We start from the raw sequence: 24,236 nt of genomic DNA, 5'->3' as shown, positions 1-24,236 counted from the left end.
CGCAGCGGACTGCACAATCTATCACCACTTTGTTGATACTGCTCGTTGGCTCAGGCAAAAAATGCCGTCCACAGCGCGGATATAGGCATCGCAATCACCAGTGCAGGCAGCATATTCGCCACCGCAAACATCTTGATGCCGCAAATACGTAGCCCGGTCGCCAGCAGTAAAACACCGCCCACGGCGGTGAAATCGCCCATCATCGCAGGTGTGGTTAGCGGCAGGATCAGCGTTGCGCAGGTGGCGAGCGTCAGTTGAATAATCAGCATCGGCACGGAAATCACCGCGACGGCAAAACCCAGTGAGGTAGCGAAGATTACTGCCGTAAAGAAATCGAGAAACGCTTTGGCGATCAAAATGCTCGGATCGCCGGTCATCCCTTCACGCATGGCGCCAAAAATCCCGGTGCCGCTGGCGCAGAACAGAATAATAATAGCCACCAGGCTCTGAATAAAAGATTCATGCGCGCTGCTGGCTTCACCGTCTTTGCGTTTTTGCACCAGATTGCGCAGCGCGTTGACGCCGCCGCTGATCCCACGCTCGACATAGCAAAGCTCGCCGATAAGCGTACCCACCAGCGTCGCCAGCACCATCACCGGCAGGTTCACGCACTTAATGACCAGCAGGATGCCGATACCTAACGAGGCCAGGCCAAAAATCGACGGCATTGAATTACGCACTCGCTCCGGCAGCCGGTGGCTGAGCAAGGCGCCAATTGTTCCGCCGATCAATACGGCGGCGGCATTGATAAAAGGTCCTGTTAACACGCCATCACTCCTGTGTTTCATATAACTGAATAATATGCGGCCCAGAATAGCATTTTTATGCGCGGTTGAGGCTGCGTTGGTTGCGCCAGTGGGGGAAAGGTGCCATGATTGCGCGAATTTTCTTCCACCTTACGGGGCCGCCTGATGACGCACCATTCAGCCGTTAGCCAGCGAGATTGCGCGCCTGCGCAAACGGGCACCCGTCTCATTTTATCGCCTACTTCACTCACCATGCGGTGAGGGTAACGCACGCTCACTGTAGGACAACAGTAAGATCAGAGACGTTCTGCTTTTACTGATGTCTGGCGGTTGGAGCTGGTTCCAGTCAGACACGTTCGTTGGGCGAAGCAGCAGCTTCGTCCGGGGCCTTTTACTCCCCTGAAACGGGTATTCGTGCTTATGAAATCGATGAAAATTGCCGTCAGCTGCGAGCTGGTATCCCTGCTTTCCACCCACCGCGAAGTGGTGACGCTGGAGAGTACCGACTTTACGGATGTGGCGGCAGTCGTCATAACAGTGGCGGAGAGTCGTAGCGGCATTCTGGCGCTGCTCAAACGGACAGGTTTTAACGTGCCGGTATTCTTGTTCTCCGCTGAGCCGGTCGATATGCCGGAAGGCATTACGGCGGTTATCGCTGGCAAAGATCAGGAGTGGCTGGAGCTGGAAGCCGCAGCCGTCGATTATGAAGACAATTTACTGCCGCCGTTTTTCGATACGCTGCGCCAGTATGTCGAAATGGACAACAGTACCTTTGCCTGTCCGGGTCATCAGCACGGTGAATTTTTCAAAAAGCATCCGGCAGGACGCCAGTTCTATGAATTTTTCGGCGAGAACGTTTTTCGCGCCGACATGTGTAACGCCGACGTCAAACTGGGCGATCTGTTGATCCACGAAGGATCGGCAAAGCATGCGCAGAAATTCGCGGCGAAAGTGTTTAACGCTGACAAAACCTATTTCGTCCTCAACGGCACATCCGCTGCTAATAAGGTGGTGACCAACGCGCTGCTGACCCGCGGCGATCTGGTGCTGTTCGATCGCAATAACCATAAATCCAATCACCACGGCGCACTGATCCAGGCCGGAGCCACGCCGGTTTATCTGGAAGCGGCACGCAACCCGTTTGGTTTTATCGGCGGCATCGACGATCACTGTTTCGATGAGAAATACCTGCGCGATCTGATCCGCGATGTCGCACCGCATAAGGTCGATCATCCACGCCCGTTTCGTCTGGCGGTGATCCAGCTTGGGACTTACGACGGCACTATCTACAACGCCCGTCAGGTGATCGACAAGATTGGTAGCCTGTGTGATTACATTCTGTTTGACTCGGCGTGGGTCGGGTACGAGCAGTTTATCCCGATGATGGCGGACTGCTCGCCGCTGCTGCTGGATCTGAACGAAAACGATCCGGGCATTTTTGTCACTCAGTCGGTGCACAAACAGCAGGCCGGTTTCTCGCAAACCTCGCAGATCCATAAGAAGGATAACCATCTGCGCGGCCAGGCGCGATTCTGCCCGCATAAGCGGCTGAACAACGCCTTTATGCTGCATGCCTCTACCAGCCCTTTCTATCCGTTGTTCGCCGCGCTGGATGTGAACGCCAAAATCCATCAGGGCGAGAGCGGACGCCGCCTGTGGGCCGAGTGTGTGGTGCTGGGGATCGAAGCGCGCAAGGCGATCATTGCCAACTGCAAAATGATCAAACCTTTCGTGCCGCCAGAGATCGCCGGTCGCCCGTGGCAGGATCATCCCACCGAGGTGATTGCCCGCGAACGCCGCTTCTTCAGCTTTGAGCCGGGTGACAAATGGCACGGCTTTGAGGGCTATGCGCGCGAACAGTACTTTGTCGATCCCTGCAAGTTGCTGCTGACCACGCCAGGCATCGATGCGGAAACCGGGGAATACGCCGATTTTGGTATTCCGGCGACTATTCTGGCGCACTTCCTGCGCGAGAACGGCATCGTACCGGAGAAGTGCGATCTCAACTCGATCCTGTTCCTGCTGACGCCAGCCGAGAGCGCAGAGAAGATGGCGCAACTGGTGGCGATGCTTGGCCAGTTTGAACAGCATATTGAGGATGACACGCCGCTCGCCGATGTGCTGCCGACCATCTTTAACAAATATCCGGTGCGCTACCGCGATTACACTCTGCGTGAGCTGTGCCAGGAGATGCACGATCTGTATGTCAGCTTTGATGTGAAGGATCTGCAAAAAGCGATGTTCCGCAAAGAGAGCCTGCCAGCGGTGGTGATGAATCCTCAGGACGCTAACAGCGAGTTTATTCGCGGCAACGTTGAACTGGTGCGTATCAGCGAGGCAGAAGGGCGCATCGCCGCTGAAGGCGCGCTGCCTTACCCGCCGGGCGTGCTGTGCGTGGTGCCGGGTGAAGTGTGGGGCGGGGCCGTCCAGCGCTACTTCCTGGCGCTGGAAGAGGGCGTCAATCTGCTACCGGGCTTTTCACCGGAGTTGCAGGGCGTCTATTCCGAAACCGATGCCGACGGGATCAAACGCCTGTACGGCTATGTGCTGAAGTAACCTCGCTCCCTTGTCCGGTAAAGGACAGCATTACGCGGCCACCCGGCGATACATCCGGCGCGGGTGGCCGATTTTTCCGTACTGCATCTCGACCACCAGAAAACCCGCTTCCACGCAGTGTTCAAGGTAGCGACGGGTGGTGGTTTTACTTAATCCCGTTTCACTGACCACTTCATCAACGGAAAAGCAGCGTTCGGCTTCGTCGGCAAACAGCTTTTGCACCAGCGCCAGCGTGTTCTCCTCAATGCCCTTACTGCCATTGTCCTGGCGGTAGTTTTTGGCCTGCAATTGATAGAGTGAATCGACGTTTTGCTGATCGACGATTTTCCACACCCGCTGCTGATCGGCAAACTGTACAAAGCGCTCCAGCGACTGGCTCAACCGCTTCCACGACACCGGTTTGAGGATATAGTCGAACGCGCCATTGCGGATCGCCTGGCTACAGGTATCCATATCGCTGGCAGCGGTAATAAAAATGACTGAGCAGTTGGCGCGGATAATTTGCGTATCGCTAATCAGCGTAATGCCTTTGCCATCCGGCAGATAGTTATCCAGCAGAACCAACTGCGGTTGCATGCTGTCCAGCATGGCTTTTGCTTCAGCCAGCGACGAGGCGATCCCCACCAGCCGCAAGCGCGGATGTTTGCCGATAAGCTCCGCATGAAGCTGCGCAAGGGCGTGTTCATCTTCCACTATCAGCACGTCTATCAGTTCATGTTGCATAATTCTGATCTTCCAGGGTCGGTACGGGACGCAGTACGTTGCCCGTTTCAGGAATAAACAAAGAGAAAATGGTGCCGCGCGGTTCGTTGGCCGAGACCTCAATCGAACCACCGACATGCGCGACATAGTTGGCGATCAGGTACAGCCCGATGCCATGATCGCCACGGCGTTTGGTAGTTATCCCGCGCTCAAAAATGTGCTCACGGATTTCCGGCGCGATCCCCACGCCGCGATCCGCCACCTCAATAATCAACTCGTGTTCATGCTGCAGGATCAGCACCTCTACCGGCTCGTGCGGCAACTCTGCGCGCTGTGTCGCTTCAATGGCGTTATCCAGCAGATTGCCGATGATCGAAATCAACTCCGCCTCGCCCAGCGTGCGGCAGGGGCGATCCATCCGGCACGACGGATCAAACGCCAGTTCGACGCCTTTTTCGCGGGCGCGCGCCGCTTTACCCAACAACAGGCCGCACAATGTCGGCGAACTAAAGTGCGATGAGATAAAGTCCAGCAGCTCCTGCGCATGCTCCGACTGCGCCTGAATATAGCGAATGGCGTCGTCGTAACGCTCCATGTGCAGCAGCCCCGACAGCGTGGCCATGCGGTTGAGTTGCTCATGTCGCATAATGCGCAGGTTATCGACATAGCGTTTTACCTGGCTCAGTTGCGCGCTGAGGCTGTCGATCTCATTGCGGTCGCGGAAGGTGATCACCCAGCCCTGCAACTTATTCTCCAGCATAATGCGCACCCGGCTGGCAATGACCGTCAGCTGGTTGAACCGGCAAATCTCATCGTGCGTGTCATTCTCCAGCATCACCTCGCGGGCGAAAAAGGGCACTGGCGCAATGACTTCGGCGATGGTTTGCTCGCGCAGTGCACGCGTCGGCTGGCTTAAACCCAGCAGTTTACGCGCCGCCTGGTTAATCACCTCAATACGCAATTCGCTATCAATGGCGATCACCCCTTCGTAGATCGACTCCATCATCGCTTTCTGCTGGCGCACCAGCAGACCAATTTCGCGCGGCTCCAGTGAGAAGATCTGCTTTTTGATGCTGCGGGTAAAAAACCAGGAAAAAACAAACAGCGCTACCAGTAACAGCACTGCGGCGATAAAAATGTTGATCACTTTACCCAGCGTGATCGTGTCGAGATAGCTGGTCAGGTAGCCGACGGAAACAATCCCCACCACATGCCCGGTATCATCAAATATTGGCGCTTTGCTGCGTAGTGAAATCCCCAGCCCTCCTTTGCGAATGGTCGTTGTACTTTTTCCCTGTAGTACCTCGGCATTGTCGCCGCCAATCAACGTTTTTCCGACGACATCAGAATGCACTGAGTGAAATAGATGCAGCCCTTTGTCATCGCCGATAACAATAAAGCTTGCATCGCTGTGCGCCACTACTTTATGCATAAATTGCGCGATGGCTCGAATATCTTTATCAGCAACCGACTGGCGTAAATTCGGAATGATCGCTATTTCTTCCGCCTGTATTTTGGCTCTTGCGCTCATCTCCTGGTATAGCTGTCGACCAACGTCCTTGTAATAATAAACGCCTAATAAAACGAAGAGGCCGGAGAAGAAAAGCACCAGTGAAATAAAAAGTTTGATTTGGAAAGAGACTTTCATGACATCACGCACAGCAGCCAACCATGCGCCAATGTAGCATCTTTTTTAACATGCGTGCGGAGTTTACTGGAAACTTGTGATCCCTTGCACAGCGTGGTCTGGTGCTTAAAAATGCCCTGTTAAATATTCTTTTTTGGAAATGTTATTAAGTTGTATTTATATATATAAAAACCATAAAAACCACAGTAATAAATAAGCGATGAATCACACAAAATAAAAGAAACCATAAAAACCATAGGTGCCATTAAAACAACGATTTTATTATGCATTCCCTCACATAAAGTGCGTTTTTAGCCCTTTACTCTGTACGCACAAAATAACCAAGGGGCTTAATTATGAGCACAACTGACGATTCATTTTCTGTTACCTCTGAATCGCTTGAGATTCAAAAGAAACCACTGAAAGAAAAATGGTGGCACATTATGGATACCTGGAAAATTGGGATTATTCCGCTGCCATTATTCCTGTTAGCCGGTGCATTAATTGCCGTTGACTGCCTGGGCGGTAAGTTACCGAGCGATATCGTGGTGATGGTCGCCACGCTGGCATTCTTCGGTTTTGCCTGCGGTGAGTTCGGCAAACGTCTGCCGATCGTCGGCAAACTGGGCGCGGCGGCCATTTGCGCCACCTTTATTCCGTCGGCGATGGTTTACTACGGCCTGCTGCCGGATGTGGTCGTGGAATCCACCACCAAGTTCTACAAATCCACCAACATTCTTTATCTCTACATCTGCTGCATCATCGTTGGCAGCATCATGAGCATGAACCGCACCACGCTGATCCAGGGTTTCCTGCGTATCTTCTTCCCGATGCTGTGCGGTGAAATCGTCGGCATGCTGGTGGGGATGGGTGTGGGCCTGGCGCTCGGTATGGAGCCGTTCCAGATCTTCTTCTTTATCATTCTGCCGATCATGGCGGGTGGTGTCGGTGAAGGCGCGATCCCGCTCTCCATCGGTTACGCGACGCTGCTGCATATGGATCAGGGCGTTGCGCTCGGTCGCGTATTGCCGATGGTTATGCTCGGCGGCCTGACAGCCATCATCATCTCTGGCTGTCTGAATCAGTTGGGTAAACGCTTCCCGCACCTGACCGGCGAAGGGCAGTTAATGCCGAACCGCAGCAACGGTGATGAACCGGCTCCGGCTGCACCGGCTTTCTCCGGTAAAACCGATGTCACCACAATCGCGGCTGGCGCGCTGTTGGCTGTGCTGCTGTATATGATCGGTATGCTCGGCCACAAGCTGATTGGCCTGCCTGCGCCGGTCGGTATGCTGTTCGTTGCCGTTCTGATCAAGCTGGCGCACGGCGTCTCTCCGCGCCTGCTGGAAGGCTCTCAGGTGGTCTACAAATTCTTCCAGACCTCTGTTACCTATCCCATCCTCTTCGCCGTCGGTGTGGCTATCACGCCATGGGAAGAGCTGGTTCACGCGTTCACCATCGACAACCTGCTGGTGATCGTAAGTACCGTTTCCGCACTGGTTGCCACCGGCTTTTTCGTGGGCAAAAAGATCGGCATGCATCCGATTGATGTAGCCATCGTTTCCTGCTGCCAGAGCGGCCAGGGCGGTACAGGGGATGTTGCCATCCTGACAGCGGGTAACCGCATGAGCCTGATGCCGTTCGCGCAGATCGCTACCCGTATCGGCGGCGCGATCAACGTCTCGGTATCGCTGTTGGTGCTCGGCAATTTCCTCGTTTGATTCAAGTGTTACAGGAACTGATATGAAACTCGCAAGCTTTGTCCATCAGGGGATCCGGAGTTACGGCATCGTCAAGGCTGATGGCGTGATCAATCTGGGGCAGCGTCTGGGCGATCGCTACGGTGATTTGAAATCACTGCTCGCTGCCAACGCGCTGAATGAAGCGCAACAACTGAACGGTGAAACGCCGGATATCCGCTTCGACGATCTGCAATTTTTGCCGGTCATCGATAACCCGGCCAAAATTCTCTGCGTCGGCATGAACTACGCCGAAAAGCGCAAAGAATTCGACCAGCATAACCCGGCGCCGACGCTCTTCGTTCGCTTTGCGGATTCGCAAACCGGCCATAACGCGCCGGTACTGAAGCCGCGTCACTCCAGTGAATTCGACTATGAAGGCGAGCTGGCAGTGATTATCGGCAAAGGCGGAGAAGACATCTCCCGTGAGGCGGCGTTAAGCCACGTTGCAGGCTACAGCTGCTACATGGATGGTTCGGCGCGCGACTGGCAGCACACCTGGTTTACCGCCGGGAAAAACTGGCGGCAAACCGGCGCTTTCGGCCCATGGATGACGACGGCGGATGAGATCCCTGATCCGCATCAACTGGCGATCCGCACCTGGCTGAATGGCCGCATGGTGCAGGACGATAACACCGCCAGCATGATCCATAAGGTCGCCGAGCTTATCGAGTACATCAGTACCTTCACCAGCCTGACGCCGGGCGATGTCATCATCACCGGCTCGCCGGGCGGCGTCGGCAAAAAACGCAACCCGCCGCTGTTTATGAAAGCGGGCGATCGCATCGAAGTGGAGATCGAGAATATCGGTCACCTCAGTAATGTGATTATTGATGCGCCAGCGCCAGCCCATTCGCTGACGGCGGCACACTAAGGACGAAGGCAACACCATGCAGGCACGACCCTCCATCGACTTCCGCGTGGCGGAAGTCAACGGCAATACTCAACGGCTGGCTTCAATCCGCACGTTGCTCGCAGACAGCGGATTAGGCATGGACAGTGACATCACCACCTTCGTTGAAGCCTGGTCGGGAAACCGGCTGGTGGGTTGTGCGGGCCTGGCCGCCAACGTCATCAAGTGTGTTGCAGTGGATGAACAGCTGCGCGGCGAGAATCTCAGTGCGCGCCTGCTGGCGGAGGTTTCCCATCTGGCGCTGGCGCGGGGGCATTTTCATCTGTTCCTCTGCACGCGCCCCTGCAACCTGGAACGTTTTCGCCACAGCGGCTTCTGGCCGGTGGCGCAAAGCGGCAACAACGCGGTGCTGATGGAGAATACCCCGTCGGGGATCCAGCGTTACTGCCGCACGTTGCAGGTTGATCGCATGCCGGGCAAACGCATCGGCGCGATTGTGATGAATGCCAATCCCTTTACGCTGGGGCACCGCCACCTGGTGGAGCAGGCCGCACGCGCCTGCGACTGGCTGCACCTGTTCGTGGTACGCGAAGACGCTTCGTTCTTCCCCTTTGCCGCACGGCTGAAGATGGTGAAAGCGGGCGTGGCGCATCTGCCGAATGTCATCGTTCACGAAGGCTCTCAGTACATTATTTCCCGCGCCACTTTCCCGGCTTATTTCCTGAAAGAGACCGGCAAAGTACAGCAGGCGTGGAGCGAAATCGACCTGCTGATTTTCCGCAATTACATCGCGCCAGCGCTGGGGATCACCCACCGCTTTATCGGTAGCGAACCCTTTTGCGACATCACCCGCCAGTACAACCAGACCATGCATCAGTTGCTGGCAGGGGCGGTGGAGGTGGTGGAGATTCCGCGCATTAAAGCGACTGGCAATGCCATCTCCGCGTCTGAAGTGCGCCGTTTACTGCAAACACATCAGTTTTCCCGTATTCGGGAAATTGTACCGGATACCACTTTCGCGCATCTCGAATCCCACTACAGCGCGGAAGCTGTTTAAAAATCAGGAATCTAAATATGAAAATTGTGAGGGAGGCGCTGGCCGGAACCATGGAGTCCAGCGACCTGATGGTGAAAATAGCCCCCGCCGAAGGCGAGCTGGAAGTCGTTGTTCACAGCGAGGTTATCAAGCAGTTTGGCGATCAGATCCGCAAGGTGGTGAACGACACACTGCGGGCAATGTCGGTTCACCAGGGCTTGATCATCATTGAAGACAAAGGCGCGCTGGACTGCGTTATCCGCGCACGTTTACAGAGTGCGGTACTGCGCGCATCGGAAGGAACCGAGATCGACTGGGGGAAACTGCTGTGAAAAAACTCCGTCGTAGCATGCTGTTTCTGCCGGGCGCTAACGCCGCCATGCTCTCCACCGCGTTTATTTATCGTCCGGATTCGATCATGTTCGATCTGGAAGATGCTGTCGCTCTGCGTGAAAAAGACACCGCGCGCCTGCTGGTATTGCATGCCCTGCAACACCCGATGTACCAGGACATCGAAACCGTGGTGCGTATCAACCCGCTGAACACGCCGTTTGGCCTGCCGGATCTGGAAGCGGTCGTTCGTGCCGGTGTGGATGTGGTGCGCTTACCGAAAACAGATACCCCGGAAGATATCTACGAACTGGAACGTCACCTCGAACGTATCGAGCTGGCCTGCGGACGTGAAGTGGGATCGACCCGCGTGATGGCAGCCATCGAATCCGCGATCGGCGTGATTAATGCCGTCGCGATTGCCCGCAGCTCTCAGCGCCTGATCGGCATCGCGCTGGCCGCTTTTGACTATGTGATGGATATGCAGACCGAACGCGGCGATGGCACCGAACTGTTTTATGCCCGCTGCGCCGTGCTGCACGCCGCGCGAGCCGCCGGTATCGACGCTTTCGACGTGGTGTGGTCAGACGTTAACGACGAAGCTGGATTCCTGCGCGAAGTCGAGTTGATTCGCAAAATGGGCTTTAACGGCAAATCGCTGATCAACCCGCGGCAAATCGATCTGCTGCATAACGCCTATGCGCCAACGCAGCAGGAAGTTGACCACGCGCAGCGGGTTATTGAAGCGGCGGAAGAGGGTGAACGCAACGGGCTTGGCGTCGTCTCGCTGAACGGCAAAATGATCGACGCCCCGATTATTAATCACGCGCAGATGGTGCTGGAACGTGCGGCCGCGTCCGGCGTGCGTCGGTAAGGACAGAACAATGAATCAGACAGAGCTTCTTCACGTTAATTTTCCCCATCTGCGTGAATTAAAACCCTTCGACAGCGCTCATGCCGCCACGCCGTGGCTGGCGGACGTTAACAGCAAACACACGCGCAAACTCTGCGCCACGCTGGAAGACGCCATCGCCCGCAGCGGGCTGAAAGACGGGATGACCATCTCGTTCCACCACGCTTTTCGCGAAGGCGACCGGGTGATTAACCATGTTGTCGCCACGCTGGCGCGTCTGGGGTTCAAAAATCTGACGCTGGCTTCCAGCTCGCTGATGACCTGCAACGATGCGCTGATCGAACACATTGAGAGCGGCGTGATTACCCGCATTTACACCTCCGGCATGCGCGGCAAGCTGGCAGATGCCATCTCTCACGGTTTGATGGCGGAACCGGTACAAATTCACTCCCACGGCGGGCGCGTCAAACTGTTGCAGGATGGCGAACTGAAGATTGACGTCGCCTTTCTTGGCGTACCCTGCAGCGATGAGTTTGGCAACGCCAACGGCACACAGGGGAAATCCTGCTGTGGTTCGCTGGGCTATGCGATGGTGGATGCGAAGTTTGCGCGCAAAGTGGTGCTGCTGACGGAAGCGCTGGTGCCGTTCCCGAATATGCCCGCCAGCCTTGGCCAGGATCAGGTGGATCTGATTGTGCAGGTGGAGAGCGTGGGCGATCCGGCAAAAATCAGCGTCGGCGCGGCGCGTGTCACCAGCAACCCACGTGAACTGATGATCGCGCGCTATGCGGCGGATGTGATCGAGCACTCCGGCTATTTCAAAGATGGCTTTTCCATGCAGACCGGCTCTGGCGCTGCGGCGACGGCGGCGACCCGCTTTATGGAAGAGAAAATGGAACGCCATGGGGTGAAAGCCAGTTTCGCGCTCGGCGGTATCACCGGCGGCCTGGTGGATCTGCATGAGAAAGGGCTGATCGGCAAACTGCTGGATACGCAGTGTTTTGATGGCGAAGCGGCGGCATCGCTGCGCCGTAATCCGAACCACGTTGAGATCTCAACTGACGTCTATGCCAATCCCGGCGGCAAAGCTGCCAGCTGCGACCAACTGGACGTGGTGATCCTCAGCGCGCTGGAGATCGACACGGAGTTTAACGTCAATGTGATTACCGGCTCAGACGGCGTGATGCGCGGTGCATCCGGCGGTCACTGCGATGTGGCGGCCGCGGCAAATCTGACCATTGTCGTGGCGCCGTTACTGCGCAGCCGTATTCCGACGGTGGTGAAACGCGTGACCACGCTGCTGACGCCCGGGGAAAGCATCGATGTTCTGGTGACTGACCACGGGATTGCGGTGAACCCGGCGCGTCCGGAAATCCGCGAACGCCTGCTGGCGGCGGGGCTGAAAATTGTTGATATCGAAGCACTGTATCAACGCGCCATCTCGCTGACCGGTGAACCTAAACCGATCGCCTTTACTGACCGTATTGTCGGGGTGATCCGCTACCGTGATGGCACCGTCATTGACGTTGTCCATCAGGTTAAAGAGGAAAATGCATGACAACACTGACGCCCGTCCGACCGGGCGTCAGCCTTGAAGCGCTGCTGGCGGCGAAAGACAGCCGTGCAGCGCGTCAGGCTGACTGGCTCGCTCACTATCAACAACCGGTCATTTCACTGACGCTGGTGACGCCTGGCGCAGTAAAAGACAGTATTCGCTATCGCAATACCATGGGAGTGGCGTTACAGGCCTGCGATCAACTGCTGTGGCAGAACCGCTGGCAGGTGCTGGACCGACAGGTGCTGTGGCTGCCGACCGGTGCAGAAGCCCTGTGGTGCGTTGCGCATCCGGCGGTGGAAATCAAGGCGCAGTGCGTTGAGATGGAACAGACGCATCCGCTGGGCCGTCTGTGGGACTTTGACGTGCTGTGTCCGCAGGCAGGACAGGTCGGGCGGCATTCACTGGATCTGACCACCCGCCGTTGCCTGGTGTGCGATGAGCCGGCGCACGGCTGCGCGCGTTCGCGCCGCCACCCGGTGGATGAAGTGGTGGCCCGCGTGGAGAAACTGATTGATGGCTGGTTTGCTCGCGACTAAATCCGCGGTTATCAGCGTACCGGAGCTTGCTGCCCGGGCGCTGCGCCTCGAACTGGATCTCACGCCGAAACCGGGGCTGGTGGACCGGGCGAACAACGGCTCGCACCAGGATATGGATCATGCGCTGTTTTTACGCAGCATTGCGGCCATCACGCCATGGTTTTCCGTCTTTGAACAGGCCGGGCGCGAACATGCCCACAAGGCGGCAGGAGCCCAGTTGCGCCTGCTGCGACCGGCTGGCATTGCGTGCGAACAGGCGATGTTTGCTGCCACCGGCGGGGTGAATACCCACAAAGGCGGGATTTTTTCGCTGGGTCTGCTCTGTTTTGCCGCCGGACGATTGCAGGGACAACGCCGGCCGCTACAGGCTGAAACGTTGTGCCGGCAGGTCAGTGAAATCTGCCGCGGGCTGGTGGCGCGTGAACTGGCCGCCCGGCCGCAGGCCGTGACGGCAGGTGAGAGACAGTTTCTGGAGTATGGTCTTACCGGCGCGCGTGGTGAGGCTGAACAAGGTTTTGCCACGGTGCGCCGCGCGGTGCTGCCGTTCTGGCATCACGAGCAGGGCGAACGGCGGTTGCAGAATGCGTTATTGCGCCTGATGGCGGCAAACCCGGACAGCAATCTGGTGTCGCGCGGCGGCATTGCGGGTCTACGCTACGTGCAGGATTATGCGGCGACTTTACTGGCGGCGGGCTGGGATAACGATGCGTTGTCTGAAATGGACAGGGCGCTGATGTCCCGACGCTTGAGCCCCGGCGGCAGCGCCGATTTACTGGCGGTCGCGTACGTGTTGGCGCAACTTCCATAACGCAATATCGGGTGGTGTTATGTATCTGGGCCAGATAAGTCGGTTGGGATAGCGGCTGCAACCATTGCCGGATGGCGCTGGATTACCCGGTCTGTGGATTTACCCGGTAGGAACAGGCTGAGGGTGTGGAAAAAGGCATAAAAAACCCGGCGCTCAGGCCGGGTTTTTTGTCTTACGCTTTCTGCGCGACTGCCGCAGGTTCGCGCACATGTTTGTATTTAAACAGTGTCACGAAGGCAAAAGCCAGCACCAGCGAATAACCGGCAAAAATCAGCCATACGGTTTTCCAGTCGGTAACGCCTGCGGTGGTGTAGATCTCTACCACTTTGCCGCTGGCCATACCGCCGAGGATACAGCCGAAGCCGTTGGTCATCATCAGCAGCATACCCTGCGCACTGGCGCGGATCGCCGGGTTAACCTCTTTCTCAACGAACACCGAACCGGAGATGTTGAAGAAGTCGAACGCGCAGCCGTAGACAATCATCGACAGCACCAATAGCACGGTGCCGAACGGTGTCGGGTCGCCATAGGCGAACAGACCAAAACGCAGCACCCAGGCGATGATACTGATCATCATTACGTTCTTGATGCCGTAGCGGCTCATAAAGAACGGAATCGCGAGGATGAAGGCCGTTTCGGAGATCTGCGAAATAGACATCATCACCGACGCATGGGTCACGATGAAGCTATTAGCAAACAGCGGGTTGGCATCGAAGCTGTGCAGGAAGGTGTTGCCGAACATATTAGTGATCTGCAACTCGGCGCCCAGCATCATCGAGAAGATGAAGAAGATCGCCATGCGCTTGTTTTTAAACAGCGCGAAAGCGTTCAGGCCCAGCATTTCCACCCAGGTCTGTTTCTCGGTGCTTTTCGCCACCGGCATGTGCGGCAGCGTCAGGGAGAACAGGCTCAGCACCAGCGACAGCGCGGCACCGATATAGAGCTGCATATGGCTCAGTTCGAAGCCGGAGAAGCTCACCGCCCACATTGCCAGGATAAAGCCAATGGTGCCCCAGATACGGATTGGCGGGAAATCGGTAATAATATCGTGCCCGGCGGATTTCAGGCGGAAGTAAGAGATAGTATTTACCAGGCTCAGCGTTGGCATATAGGCCAGCGAGTTAAGCAGAATAATGGCAAACATCGCGCCCGGCGTGGTAACGCCTGCGGCAATAAACAGAGTGATCGCACCGACCAGGTGGCACAGAGCATAAACCCATTTCGCGCTCAGCCATTTGTCGGCAATGATACCGAGTAGCGGCGGCATCAGCAGCGAGGCAATGCCCAGCGAACTATACACCGCACCAATAGATGCACCATCAAATTTCAGCGTGACGAACATATACGAGCCAAGCGTCGTCAGCCAGCTTCCCCACAGGCAGAACTGCAGAAAGATAATGACTTTCAGCTGCAGCTTAAGATTCATGCTAATTTCCTCACAAAGGAGACGGACAGATGTTGGAATGGGCACAATTAATATTGTTATGTGTCAGGATTCTATCATCACCTGGGCAGTGAATTTGTTATGCCCGACATAAAAATGCAAACTTCCTCTGATTGCATTTACATATGGTGACGGATATCACACTTTAGCGCAACCGTTTGCATCACGCAGACGAATACCTTATGCCTCTTTCGCACAAACGCACGAAAGAGGCACAGGATCAGTTGCGACGCCAGGTCTTCTGCGCCGAATTGACTTTATAGAGGTAGCGACGGGATTCCGCCGACGGATGGCGGGTGGCCAGGGTTTGGTAAACATCGCCTGGAGTCATGGTGTTGATGATATTGGCGGCCTGCATCTTATCGCTGGAAAAGACGCGAAGTACGCTGCCCGCACCGCCGTTATAGGCGGTGATCACCGCATAACGCCGGGATGTCGGATTACTGATACCGGAGAGATAAACATTATTTAGCATCGCCAGATACGCGGTGCCGGTATCAATATTGCTCTGCGGATCGAACAGATAGCTGCGATCCGGCGTACCGGATCTGCCCTGCGCGCGGAAGACATCTTTCCCGGCGCTGTGCTGTACCACCTGCATCAGGCCCAGCGCGTCAGAGCGGCTAACCGCGTACGGGTTAAACGACGACTCAGTCTGCATAATCGCCAGAATTAGCGACTCATCGACGCCGTATTTCCGCGAGGCCTGGCGCACCATGCCGATATATTTATGCGCACGTTTGTCCAGATGGTTCGGCACAAGGTTGAGCGTCACGCTATAGATAACGCGTAAGCCGTTGCTGCGGCTTTTCAGCCGGGTTTGCAGCAGGTAATCCGCAAAGCGCGCCGCGCGCCACTCCCAGCGGATCGCTTCGCCGTTGTTATCCAGCACCTGGCCATAGAGGAACGGTTCTTTGGAGATCGGGATATCATCGGTGTCGGAATAGAGGTCGATAGATCCCGGATCGTCACCCATCAGCAGGGTTTTGATAATCGCCTGGCGCAGATGTGCAGCCGGATCGGTGCCGGAGATTGTTTCGACGGTGATGGTACCTTCATCAAAGTTGATGTGGCTGCGCGTCTGGTACTGGTCGGTGTATTTGACGTAGTCCTTCGGCCCGGCGATCAGGACTTCGTTAAATCCCCAAAGATTCTCAATGTTGTGGGCGAACTGCCCCATCAAAATATCAAAACCGTTAGTGTCTTTAATCCAGGCTTCGTTATAGGCTTCGCCCGATTTGTTAGAGCTGGAACAAGAAATCAGTAACGGCGCGATCATCACTAGCGCTAAAAATTTTTTCATCATTCCGGATGCAGTTGGGTTGGGGGAAACGCGCCTGTGACGCCCGGGCGCTGGCAATATCTCCCTGTTTCGCGACATTGCCAGCCGTGCAGGTGTTCAGCTGCTTATTTTTTCTCTTGCGGCGTATAGCCTTCGATATGCACGTCTTTACCTTCAAACAGGAAATTCACCATCTCCTGTTCCAGCAGCTTGCGGTGCTCGGTATTCATCATGTTGAGCTTTTTCTCGTTAATCAGCATGGTTTGCTTTTGCTGCCACTGCTTCCAGGCCTCCTTCGAGATCTCGTTATAAATGCGTTTACCCAGATCGCCCGGATAGAGCTGGAAGTCTTGCCCCTCTGCTTCGCGTTGCAGGAAGGTACAAAAAATGGTTCTGCTCATAAAAAATCCTCTCTACTTGCGCGCCGCGCTACTTCGCTTCGGCGCGTAATTGCTGTATCAGGCGTTCCACGGGAGCCGCCAGACCGACGGATGGCGGTTGCGCCAAGTTATACCAGAGACCCGCGCCATCATCCATGCAGGATGAGAACGAGGACACGCCAAGCCACATAGGCACAATATCCAGATGGAAATGGCTGAAAGTATGGCGGAACGCCACAAGCTGGCTGAGATTATCGGCGCTAATGTTCCTCTGCGCCAGCCAGTCGCGCAGCCCCGCTTCATCGCTGAACTGCGGGAAACAGAACAGACCGCCCCACAGCCCGCTGGGCGGACGCTGTTTGAGATAAACCTCGCCTTTATGCTGCATCAGCAGGAAATAGCCCGTGCGTTCAGGCAGCGTCTGTTTGGGTTTTTTGCCGGGATATTGTGCCCATGACTGCGCCGCTTTTGCTTCGCAGCCGGTTTGCAACGGGCACAATTCGCACTTCGGTCTGGAACGGGTACAGACGATAGCGCCAAGATCCATCATCGCCTGGTTAAAGCGCTCCACGCCTTTCGCCGGTGTGACTTCACTGCTGATATCCCACAGCCGCTTTTCCACCTCTTTTTTACCCGGCCAGCCCGCAACGGCGTAGCAGCGTGCCAGCACGCGTTTAACGTTACCGTCGAGGATGGGAAAATGTTTACCCAGCGACAGCGAGAGGATCGCGCCTGCAGTGGAGCGGCCAACGCCTGGAAGCGCGGCCACTTCATCAAAGGTTTCCGGGAAACGACCGCCGTGCAGGTTCGCCACCTGCTGCGCGGCTTTATGCAGATTGCGGGCGCGGGCGTAGTAACCGAGCCCGGTCCACAGATGCAGCACTTCATCCAGCGGAGCGTTTGCCAGATCGGTCACCGTCGGGAAACGGGCCATAAAACGCTGGAAATAAGGAATAACGGTTGCAACCTGCGTCTGTTGCAACATCACTTCCGACAGCCATACTTTGTAAGGCGTTTTTTCAATTTGCCAGGGCAGGGTTTTTCGCCCGTATTTATCGTACCAGTCCAGAACCTGGGCTGAAAATTGAGACGCTTGCATGGTCACCAGAATCGCGTTGTCAGGGGCAAAGATTGCAGCACAGAGGCGTTGGCCTGTAAACCGGAACTTTCCGGTGCTTGCATCATGCGATTAACTTTGGATAATGCCCGTTTCCTGAACACTCTCACGAGCAGATCACTTTATGAATAACGACGTCATTTCACCGGAATTTGATGAAAACGGCCGCCCATTGCGCCGGATTCGTAGCTTTGTCCGTCGCCAGGGCCGCCTGACCAAGGGGCAGCAGCACGCGCTGGAAAATTACTGGCCGGTGATGGGCGTTGAGTTCAGCGAACAGCCGCTGGATCTCGTTGCGCTGTTTGGCCGCACGGCGCCGGTTACGCTGGAAATTGGCTTCGGCATGGGCGCTTCGCTGGTGGAGATGGCGAAAATGCGTCCGGAACAGAACTTTCTTGGCATTGAAGTGCACTCGCCGGGCGTCGGCGCTTGCCTCTCTTCTGCGCATGAAGAGGGCGTTGAGAACCTGCGCGTGATGTGCCATGACGCGGTCGAAGTGCTGCATAAAATGATTCCTGACAATTCTTTAAATATGGTGCAGCTGTTTTTCCCTGACCCGTGGCATAAAGCGCGTCATAATAAACGCCGCATCGTTCAGGTACCGTTTGCTGAACTGGTGAAAAGCAAGCTCAAGCTGGGCGGCGTGTTCCATATGGCGACTGACTGGGAAGCCTATGCGCAACATATGCTTGAAGTGATGTCCTCTATCGACGGTTATAAAAACCTGTCGGCGACGAATGACTTTGTGCCGCGTCCGGATTCGCGTCCAGTGACTAAATTTGAACAGCGTGGCCACCGTCTTGGCCACGGCGTATGGGACTTAATGTTCGAGAGGGTGAAATAATGGCAACAAACCGCAGTCGTCGCTTGCGTAAAAAAATGCATATCGACGAGTTCCAGGAACTGGGTTTTTCCGTTGCATGGCGTTTTCCGGAAGGCACCAGCGAAGAGCAGATCGATAAAACCGTTGATGACTTTATTCAGGAAGTGATCGAGCCGAATAAGCTGGCGTTTGACGGCAGTGGTTATCTGGCCTGGGACGGTCTGATTTGTTTGCAGGAAATCGGTAAATGTACCGAAGAACATCAGGCCATTGTGCGTAAGTGGCTGGAAGACCGTAAACTGAGCGAGGTACGCGTCAGCGAACTTTTCGACGTTTGGTGGGACTAATAAAGCATAAGGGGCCAGCATTAGCTGGCCCGTTTTGTCTCTACAGGAGTTTTTTATGATGCGCAAAACGCTGTTGGCGGCGGCTCTTACGGTTACCGCATTTGCGGCTCAGGCTGATTATCAATGTGGCGTGACGCCGCGTGACGATGTAATCATCAGCCCGCAAACCGTGCAGGTGAAAGGTGAGAACGGTAACCTGGTGATCACCCCGGACGGCAATGTCATGTTTAATGGCAAACAGCCTTCGCTAACCGCTGCGCAGCGCGAGCAGGCGAAGGATTACCAGGCCGAATTGCGCAGCGCTCTGCCATGGATTGACGATGGCGCGCGCAGCCGCGTGGAGAAAAGCCGCGCAGCGCTGGATACGATCATCGTCAAACAGGTGGGAGAGAACAGCAGCATGCGCAACCGTCTGACCAAGCTGGATGCGCAGCTGAAAGATCAGATGAACCGCATTATTGAACATCGCAACGATGGCCTGACATTCCACTACAAAGCGATTGATGAAGTGCGCGCCAATGGTCAGCAACTGGTGAACCAGGCAATGGGCGGCATTTTGCAGGACAGCATCAACGAAATGGGTGCTAAAGCCGTGCTGAAGAGCGGTGGTAATCCACTACAGAGCGTGCTGGGGAGCCTCGGCGGTTTGCAGACGGCCATTCAGGATGAGTGGAAAAACCAGGAAGCGGATTTCCAGCAGTTTGGCAAAGACGTTTGTAAGCGCGTCGTTTCGCTGGAAGAAAACCGCAAAGCGTTAACCGCCGGATTAAAGTGATCCGCTGTTATAGTTTTTTATTTTCAGAATAATCAAATAAAGCCCGGCTATATTAGTATTAGTCGGGCTTACTATTCTGAGTGGTATATTATATGCATGGAATACGTTTAAAATTCCTGGCTATATTAATTAAGGTAGGTTGACAGGGGAACATATTAATGTGATTGAAATCCCGACAATTAATTTTCTTTAAGAACTCTCTTATTGATGATATTATCGCCTTTCAAATCATGGACTCGATGCTTACCTGTATGACATCATTACACATTCAATCGAAGAATGACGCCTCAATTTATGAGGATTTTCCTAAACAATACGAAAATACTGAGCTTGATTTGCTCGGGCTAATTAGCACGTTATGGGAAAATAAACGCACAATTATCTCAACTATTCTGATATTTTCTCTGGCCGGATTCTTTATTACTGCGTTATTAACGCCAAAATGGACCAGCCAGGCAGAAATCACGCCAGCAGAAAAACCGCAATGGAGCCAGTTGCAAAAGGCGCTTTCTACTTTGCAGGTTCTCGATGTTAAACCTTCCCTTAATAAGGTAGAAGTATTTAACCTGTTCCTGAAAAAGTTTAATTCTGAATCGCTGCGCGAAGAGTTCCTGGCATCGTCTCCGCTGGTGGTCGGTAAGCTGATGGCCTCTAATCCTGATGCCGAAGAGTTGCGCCGCGGCATTGTACTGCTGTCCGGGAAGATCAAGGCGGTCAATAACACGCCGGGGAAAAGCGCTGATAACATGCCTTACCAGTCCTGGACGTTAAGCTTCACCGCCCCGACGGCTGGCGAGGCTAAGGAAATTCTTAATAGCTACATCAGTTATATTTCTGCTTTGGTTGTTAAAGAAACATTAAATTATCTGCGTGAAGAAGTGGATTTAAAAAAGGATACGGAGAGGGAGTCGCTGGCGATGGAGCGTGAGCGGATGAATATGCTCCATGACACCAAGTTGAGGCGACTAAATTACTCGCTGGAAGTGGCCAATGCTGCCGGTATTAAACGTCCGGTTTACAGTAATGGGCAATCCGTACAGGATGACCCGGATTATTCGATTGCTCTGGGTGCTGATGGCATTGCTGAAAAACTTAAAATCGAACAGTCGATTGCCGATGTTACCCGGCTTAATGCGGATTTCCGTTATCGTGAACATCGCCTGGCGGAACTGGACAAACTGGATATTAAAGATATCACCTTCACGCCGTTTAAATATCAGCTTTCTCCATCGCTTCCTACCAAAAAGGATGGGCCGCGCCGGGTTTTACTTACTATTTTAGCCGCGTTGTGTGGTGGGGTTATTGCCAGCGCGGTGGTATTAGTGCGCCAGGCGTTATATCAGCGGAACCATTAATATATCTGTAGCGCTTTCAGCCCTCTGCGTTCCGTGCAGAGGGCCAAAGTTTTTATTCAGCCAGAAACAACTCAAGCAGAGAATTGAGAAACAGCTTACCGTGTTCGGTTATTTGCCAGTATGTGTCGCATTCACGCAAATAATTTAACGCCAGCGCCTGCTCGATCTGCGAGCGTATCGTACTTTCATCCAGCCCGGTGTAGCGGGTGAATTCAGCGCGCGGCGCAGGCTCCAGCAGGCGAAAGCGATTCATAAAGAATTCGAACGGTTTATCCTGCGCTTCAACATCGTGCTGCTTATCAAGGTATTTTCCCTGCATATACCCACGCGGATGGCGGGTTTTCGCCGTACGCAGAATGCGCCCATCCGGGAAGGTCACTTTACCGTGCGCGCCGCAACCAATCCCCAGGTAATCACCAAAGCGCCAGTAGTTGAGGTTATGCTGACACTGATAACCCGGTTTCGCGTAGGCTGAGGTTTCATACTGCTGATAGCCAGCCGCGGTAAGGATCTGGTGCCCCTGCTCGAAAATATCCCACAGCGCATCGTCATCCGGCAGCACCGGCGGGCGCGAGCCAAACAGCGTATTGGGTTCGATGGTCAGTTGATACCACGACAGGTGCGGCGGGTTAAGTTCGATCGCCTGGCGCAGATCGTCCAGCGCCTCTTCCAGCGACTGATCCGGCAGGCCGTGCATCAAATCAAGGTTAAAGCTGCGCAGCCCCAGCCCGCTTGCCAGCTTCGCTGCTCGTTTTGCTTCCTCCGGGCCGTGAATTCGCCCGAGCCGTTGAAGCTTGGTTTCACTGAAGCTTTGCACGCCGATGGAGATACGGTTCACGCCCGCGCGCTGGTAATCGATAAAACGGTCCGCTTCCACGGTGCCTGGATTGGCTTCCATGGTGATTTCCGCATCGGCCGCCAGCGGCAGCCGGGCGCGCACGCCATCCAGCAGCGTTTGCATCGCCGGGCCGGACAGCAGGCTCGGTGTGCCGCCACCAATAAAGATGGTCTTTATTTCGCGTCCCTGCGCCCAGGGCGCGTCAGCATCGAGATCGTTCAGCAGATGCTGAACGTAATCGTCGTGCGGCACTTCTCCCTTCAGCGCGTGCGAGTTGAAGTCGCAGTACGGGCATTTCTGCACGCACCAGGGAATATGGATATAAAGGCTCAGAGGTGGCAAATCAGCCATTACGCAGTGCTTCCAGTAATAATTTTAACGCCTGGCCGCGATGGGAAATGGCGCTTTTCTCTTCGCGGGTCAGTTCCGCCGCGGTTTTACCCTCGGAAGGAACAAAGAAAATCGGATCGTAACCAAAACCGCCGCTGCCAGCCGGCTGCTGCGCGATCACGCCGGGCCAGCAACCGTGGCACACCAGCGGCGTCGGATCGTCCGCATGACGCATATAAACCAGCACACAGTGGAACTGTGCGGTACGGTGTTCATCCGGGACTGATTTCAGCGCATCGAGCAGCTTTTCCAGATTCTGTTGATCGGTCGCATCCACGCCGGAATAGCGCGCCGAATAGATCCCCGGAGCGCCCTGCAATACATCAACCGCCAGGCCGGAATCGTCAGCGATGGCGGGCAAACCGGTAACCTGCGCCGCGTGGCGGGCTTTGAGGATGGCGTTCTCAATAAACGTCAGCCCGGTCTCTTCTGCGGACTCAACGCCCAGTTCAGTTTGTGCGACCACGTCGAGGCCGAAATCATTCAATAGCGAGGCAAGCTCGCGCACTTTACCGGCATTACCGGTCGCGAGGACAACTTTCTGCATAGTGGATCCTAATCGATTAGCGCCGCGACTTCCGTCGGGATCTGTTGCGGGTGGGTAATTTTAATCTGCTTATGGCGGCCCAGCTCGCCTTTTTCAATCACCACCTGGTTTTTTGCCACGCGAAACTGCTTTGCGAGGTATTTGACCAGGTGTGCATTTGCCTGGCCGTCTACAGGCGGAGCGGTAATGGCGACCTTCAGTTCGTCGCCATGCAACCCAACAATGCTGTCGCGGCTGGCTTTCGGCTGAATGTACAGCCGCAAAACCAGCCCCTCTTCACAGGTCGAAACGGCACTCATAGTGCCATCCACAACCCCGGCAGAAGAATATCGCCGGTGGATTGCAGCAGCTCCGCAATCCCCATATTGATGACGTACAGCAGCAGCACCAGAATCATCGGCGAGAAGTCGATGCCGCCCATCGCTGGCAGCAGATTGCGGATTGGGCGCAGCAGCGGTTCCGTCAACTGTATTAAAACGTACTCGACCGGGCTACGGCCCTGGCTAACCCAACTCATGATTGCCATGACCAGCAGTACCCAGAAAATCATCAGACCGATGGTTTTCAGTAAAATCAGCAGCGCGGAAATCCAGATGATCGGCTGGAACGTGATCACCATAAACAGCACGATCGCTTTGATAAGACTGAGTATAAAAGCGATCAACAGCGAGGCGCTATCCAGCGGCCCCAGCGGCGGAATGACACGGCGCAGCGGCCCGACAATCGGCTGTGTCGCTTTCACTACAAACTGCGAAAACGGGTTGTAAAAATCGCAGCGTGCCCACTGCATCCAGACGCGCAACAGCAGAACCATTGTATAAAGTTCAAGCACTGTCGAGAGCAGGAAAGTCAACGTCTTCATGGCGTTCCTCAGTATTCCTTAATTTTTTGTGTAATCGCGCGCACCAAAAATAGCTGTCCCGATGCGCACCATCGTGCTGCCAGCCGCAATGGCGGCGGTCATGTCGTCCGTCATGCCCAGCGACAGGGTATCCACCGTTGGATAACGTGTTTTGAGCGCTTCAAATGCTACAGCCATTTGCCGTGCTACGGCAAACTGCCGCGCGTACTCCGTTTCCGGTGCGGGGATCGCCATCAAACCTCGCAGGCAAATGCCCGGTAATTCAACGACCTGTGCCGCCAGCGCATCCAGCTCGCTGAGGGCAATGCCCGATTTGCTCTGCTCGTCGCTGATGTTGACTTGAATCAGCACATTCAGCGGCGGCAGGTCGGCGGGACGCTGTTCGCTTAAGCGGCTGGCGATCCGCAAACGATCGATGGTGTGGCACCAGTCGAAATGTTCGGCTACCAGACGGCTTTTGTTGGACTGCAACGGCCCGATAAAGTGCCATTGCAGGCCTTCCACGCCCGCCTCACGAAAGTGAAGGATCTTATCGACCCCTTCCTGAACATAGTTTTCCCCAAACGCGCGCTGTCCGGCGTCGATGGCTTCTGCGACAGCGCTCGCAGGCTTAGTTTTGCTCACTGCAAGTAAAGTAACTTCTGCTGGAGCACGGCCGCATTGTGTTGCGGCAGCGGAGATTTTGTCCCGGACCTGTGCCAGGTTGTGCGCAATATCGTTCATGTTTCCAGG

Annotated in this window: 25 protein-coding genes; 13 read left to right on the top strand and 12 right to left on the bottom strand. The window is 55.1% G+C overall.

All coding sequences use genetic code 11. From position 1 onward, the window contains the following. Positions 1-50 precede the first annotated feature (50 nt). Entirely contained in the window at positions 51-767 is a 717-nt protein-coding gene (locus C0557_RS21490; RefSeq protein ID WP_043956591.1) for a DUF554 domain-containing protein, read from the bottom strand. A gap of 399 nt (positions 768-1,166) precedes the next feature. On the opposite strand from C0557_RS21490, the gene C0557_RS21485 reads away from it, so the two are divergent. After that, positions 1,167-3,302 (top strand): ornithine decarboxylase, encoded by a 2,136-nt coding sequence (locus tag C0557_RS21485; RefSeq protein ID WP_208660854.1) that lies wholly within the window; start codon positions 1,167-1,169, stop codon positions 3,300-3,302. 30 nt (positions 3,303-3,332) lie between these two features. On the opposite strand, the gene C0557_RS21480 is transcribed toward C0557_RS21485, so the two are convergent. Then, on the bottom strand, positions 3,333-4,025 hold the full coding sequence (locus tag C0557_RS21480; RefSeq protein WP_208660852.1) for a response regulator: 693 nt from the start codon (positions 4,023-4,025) through the stop codon (positions 3,333-3,335). Continuing rightward, complete coding sequence (locus tag C0557_RS21475) at positions 4,015-5,652, bottom strand: sensor histidine kinase (RefSeq protein WP_208663078.1); 1,638 nt, start codon at positions 5,650-5,652, stop codon at positions 4,015-4,017. The genes C0557_RS21480 and C0557_RS21475 overlap by 11 nt, the downstream gene beginning before the upstream one ends. Before the next feature lie 335 nt (positions 5,653-5,987). Between C0557_RS21475 and C0557_RS21470 the strand changes: the two genes are divergently transcribed. From C0557_RS21470 to citG, 8 genes are read left to right on the top strand one after another with little or no spacing between them, the layout of a single operon-like run. Beyond that, complete coding sequence (locus C0557_RS21470) at positions 5,988-7,352, top strand: 2-hydroxycarboxylate transporter family protein (RefSeq protein ID WP_208660850.1); 1,365 nt, start codon at positions 5,988-5,990, stop codon at positions 7,350-7,352. Positions 7,353-7,374: 22 nt separating this feature from the next. Then, the gene (locus C0557_RS21465; RefSeq protein WP_043956596.1) at positions 7,375-8,244 is read left to right on the top strand and encodes a fumarylacetoacetate hydrolase family protein; all 870 of its coding nucleotides are present in this window, start codon (positions 7,375-7,377) and stop codon (positions 8,242-8,244) included. Positions 8,245-8,260: 16 nt separating this feature from the next. Continuing rightward, positions 8,261-9,280 (top strand): [citrate (pro-3S)-lyase] ligase, encoded by a 1,020-nt coding sequence (gene citC / locus C0557_RS21460; RefSeq protein ID WP_208660848.1) that lies wholly within the window; start codon positions 8,261-8,263, stop codon positions 9,278-9,280. 17 nt (positions 9,281-9,297) lie between these two features. After that, positions 9,298-9,591 carry a citrate lyase acyl carrier protein gene (citD, locus tag C0557_RS21455; protein ID WP_074772768.1) on the top strand — a complete coding sequence of 98 codons (294 nt, stop codon included), beginning with the start codon at positions 9,298-9,300 and terminating at the stop codon, positions 9,589-9,591. Continuing rightward, on the top strand, positions 9,588-10,463 hold the full coding sequence (citE, locus tag C0557_RS21450) for a citrate (pro-3S)-lyase subunit beta (RefSeq protein WP_208660846.1): 876 nt from the start codon (positions 9,588-9,590) through the stop codon (positions 10,461-10,463). The genes citD and citE overlap by 4 nt, the downstream gene beginning before the upstream one ends. A gap of 10 nt (positions 10,464-10,473) precedes the next feature. Continuing rightward, the gene (gene citF, locus C0557_RS21445; protein ID WP_208660844.1) at positions 10,474-12,000 is read left to right on the top strand and encodes a citrate lyase subunit alpha; all 1,527 of its coding nucleotides are present in this window, start codon (positions 10,474-10,476) and stop codon (positions 11,998-12,000) included. After that, positions 11,997-12,536, top strand: coding sequence for a citrate lyase holo-[acyl-carrier protein] synthase (citX, locus tag C0557_RS21440; protein ID WP_064563740.1), 540 nt, complete (start codon positions 11,997-11,999; stop codon positions 12,534-12,536). The genes citF and citX overlap by 4 nt, the downstream gene beginning before the upstream one ends. Continuing rightward, entirely contained in the window at positions 12,514-13,344 is an 831-nt protein-coding gene (gene citG / locus C0557_RS21435) for a triphosphoribosyl-dephospho-CoA synthase CitG (RefSeq protein WP_208660842.1), read from the top strand. The genes citX and citG overlap by 23 nt, the downstream gene beginning before the upstream one ends. A 172-nt stretch (positions 13,345-13,516) precedes the next feature. On the opposite strand, the gene C0557_RS21430 is transcribed toward citG, so the two are convergent. The 4 genes from C0557_RS21430 to mutY all read right to left on the bottom strand — a co-directional run bounded on the left by C0557_RS21430 (position 13,517) and on the right by mutY (position 17,549). Continuing rightward, the gene (locus C0557_RS21430) at positions 13,517-14,770 is read right to left on the bottom strand and encodes a nucleoside permease (RefSeq protein ID WP_074772780.1); all 1,254 of its coding nucleotides are present in this window, start codon (positions 14,768-14,770) and stop codon (positions 13,517-13,519) included. A 238-nt stretch (positions 14,771-15,008) separates the two neighbouring features. Next, complete coding sequence (gene mltC, locus C0557_RS21425; protein ID WP_074774074.1) at positions 15,009-16,091, bottom strand: membrane-bound lytic murein transglycosylase MltC; 1,083 nt, start codon at positions 16,089-16,091, stop codon at positions 15,009-15,011. Positions 16,092-16,195: 104 nt separating this feature from the next. Continuing rightward, positions 16,196-16,471 carry an oxidative damage protection protein gene (locus C0557_RS21420; RefSeq protein WP_007370193.1) on the bottom strand — a complete coding sequence of 92 codons (276 nt, stop codon included), beginning with the start codon at positions 16,469-16,471 and terminating at the stop codon, positions 16,196-16,198. Between the two features lie 28 nt (positions 16,472-16,499). Then, a complete protein-coding gene (gene mutY, locus C0557_RS21415) occupies positions 16,500-17,549 on the bottom strand; it encodes an A/G-specific adenine glycosylase (protein ID WP_208660840.1) in 1,050 nt (349 codons plus the stop codon). Positions 17,550-17,691: 142 nt separating this feature from the next. Here mutY and trmB point away from each other — a divergent pair, with 142 nt between their 5' ends. From trmB to wzz(fepE), 4 genes are all read left to right on the top strand, one after another. Beyond that, positions 17,692-18,411 carry a tRNA (guanosine(46)-N7)-methyltransferase TrmB gene (trmB, locus tag C0557_RS21410; RefSeq protein WP_007370196.1) on the top strand — a complete coding sequence of 240 codons (720 nt, stop codon included), beginning with the start codon at positions 17,692-17,694 and terminating at the stop codon, positions 18,409-18,411. Next, the gene (locus C0557_RS21405) at positions 18,411-18,737 is read left to right on the top strand and encodes a YggL family protein (protein WP_043956605.1); all 327 of its coding nucleotides are present in this window, start codon (positions 18,411-18,413) and stop codon (positions 18,735-18,737) included. The genes trmB and C0557_RS21405 overlap by 1 nt, the downstream gene beginning before the upstream one ends. Positions 18,738-18,792: 55 nt before the next feature. Then, a complete protein-coding gene (locus tag C0557_RS21400; protein WP_043956607.1) occupies positions 18,793-19,512 on the top strand; it encodes a DUF2884 domain-containing protein in 720 nt (239 codons plus the stop codon). Between the two features lie 251 nt (positions 19,513-19,763). Then, positions 19,764-20,867, top strand: coding sequence for an LPS O-antigen length regulator Wzz(fepE) (gene wzz(fepE) / locus C0557_RS21395; RefSeq protein WP_208660838.1), 1,104 nt, complete (start codon positions 19,764-19,766; stop codon positions 20,865-20,867). Positions 20,868-20,919: 52 nt separating this feature from the next. Here the strand turns inward: wzz(fepE) and hemW are convergent, their stop codons facing one another. From hemW to C0557_RS21370, 5 genes are read right to left on the bottom strand one after another with little or no spacing between them, the layout of a single operon-like run. After that, positions 20,920-22,056 (bottom strand): radical SAM family heme chaperone HemW, encoded by a 1,137-nt coding sequence (hemW, locus tag C0557_RS21390; protein WP_208660836.1) that lies wholly within the window; start codon positions 22,054-22,056, stop codon positions 20,920-20,922. After that, complete coding sequence (locus tag C0557_RS21385) at positions 22,049-22,642, bottom strand: XTP/dITP diphosphatase (protein WP_208660834.1); 594 nt, start codon at positions 22,640-22,642, stop codon at positions 22,049-22,051. The genes hemW and C0557_RS21385 overlap by 8 nt, the downstream gene beginning before the upstream one ends. Positions 22,643-22,650: 8 nt before the next feature. Then, complete coding sequence (yggU, locus tag C0557_RS21380) at positions 22,651-22,941, bottom strand: DUF167 family protein YggU (protein WP_074772791.1); 291 nt, start codon at positions 22,939-22,941, stop codon at positions 22,651-22,653. Beyond that, positions 22,938-23,504, bottom strand: a complete 567-nt coding sequence (locus C0557_RS21375; protein ID WP_208660832.1) for a YggT family protein — start codon at positions 23,502-23,504, stop codon at positions 22,938-22,940. Before C0557_RS21375 ends, yggU begins: the two co-directional genes overlap by 4 nt. An 18-nt stretch (positions 23,505-23,522) precedes the next feature. Next, a complete protein-coding gene (locus C0557_RS21370; protein ID WP_208660829.1) occupies positions 23,523-24,227 on the bottom strand; it encodes a YggS family pyridoxal phosphate-dependent enzyme in 705 nt (234 codons plus the stop codon). Positions 24,228-24,236 lie beyond the last annotated feature (9 nt).

Origin of the sequence: Kosakonia sp. MUSA4, from assembly GCF_013085925.1 — a bacterium.
Taxonomy (GTDB): Bacteria; Pseudomonadota; Gammaproteobacteria; order Enterobacterales; family Enterobacteriaceae; genus Kosakonia; species Kosakonia sacchari_B.
Note: the sequence above shows the minus strand (reverse complement) of the source record. Positions and strands in the feature narration are given on the sequence as shown.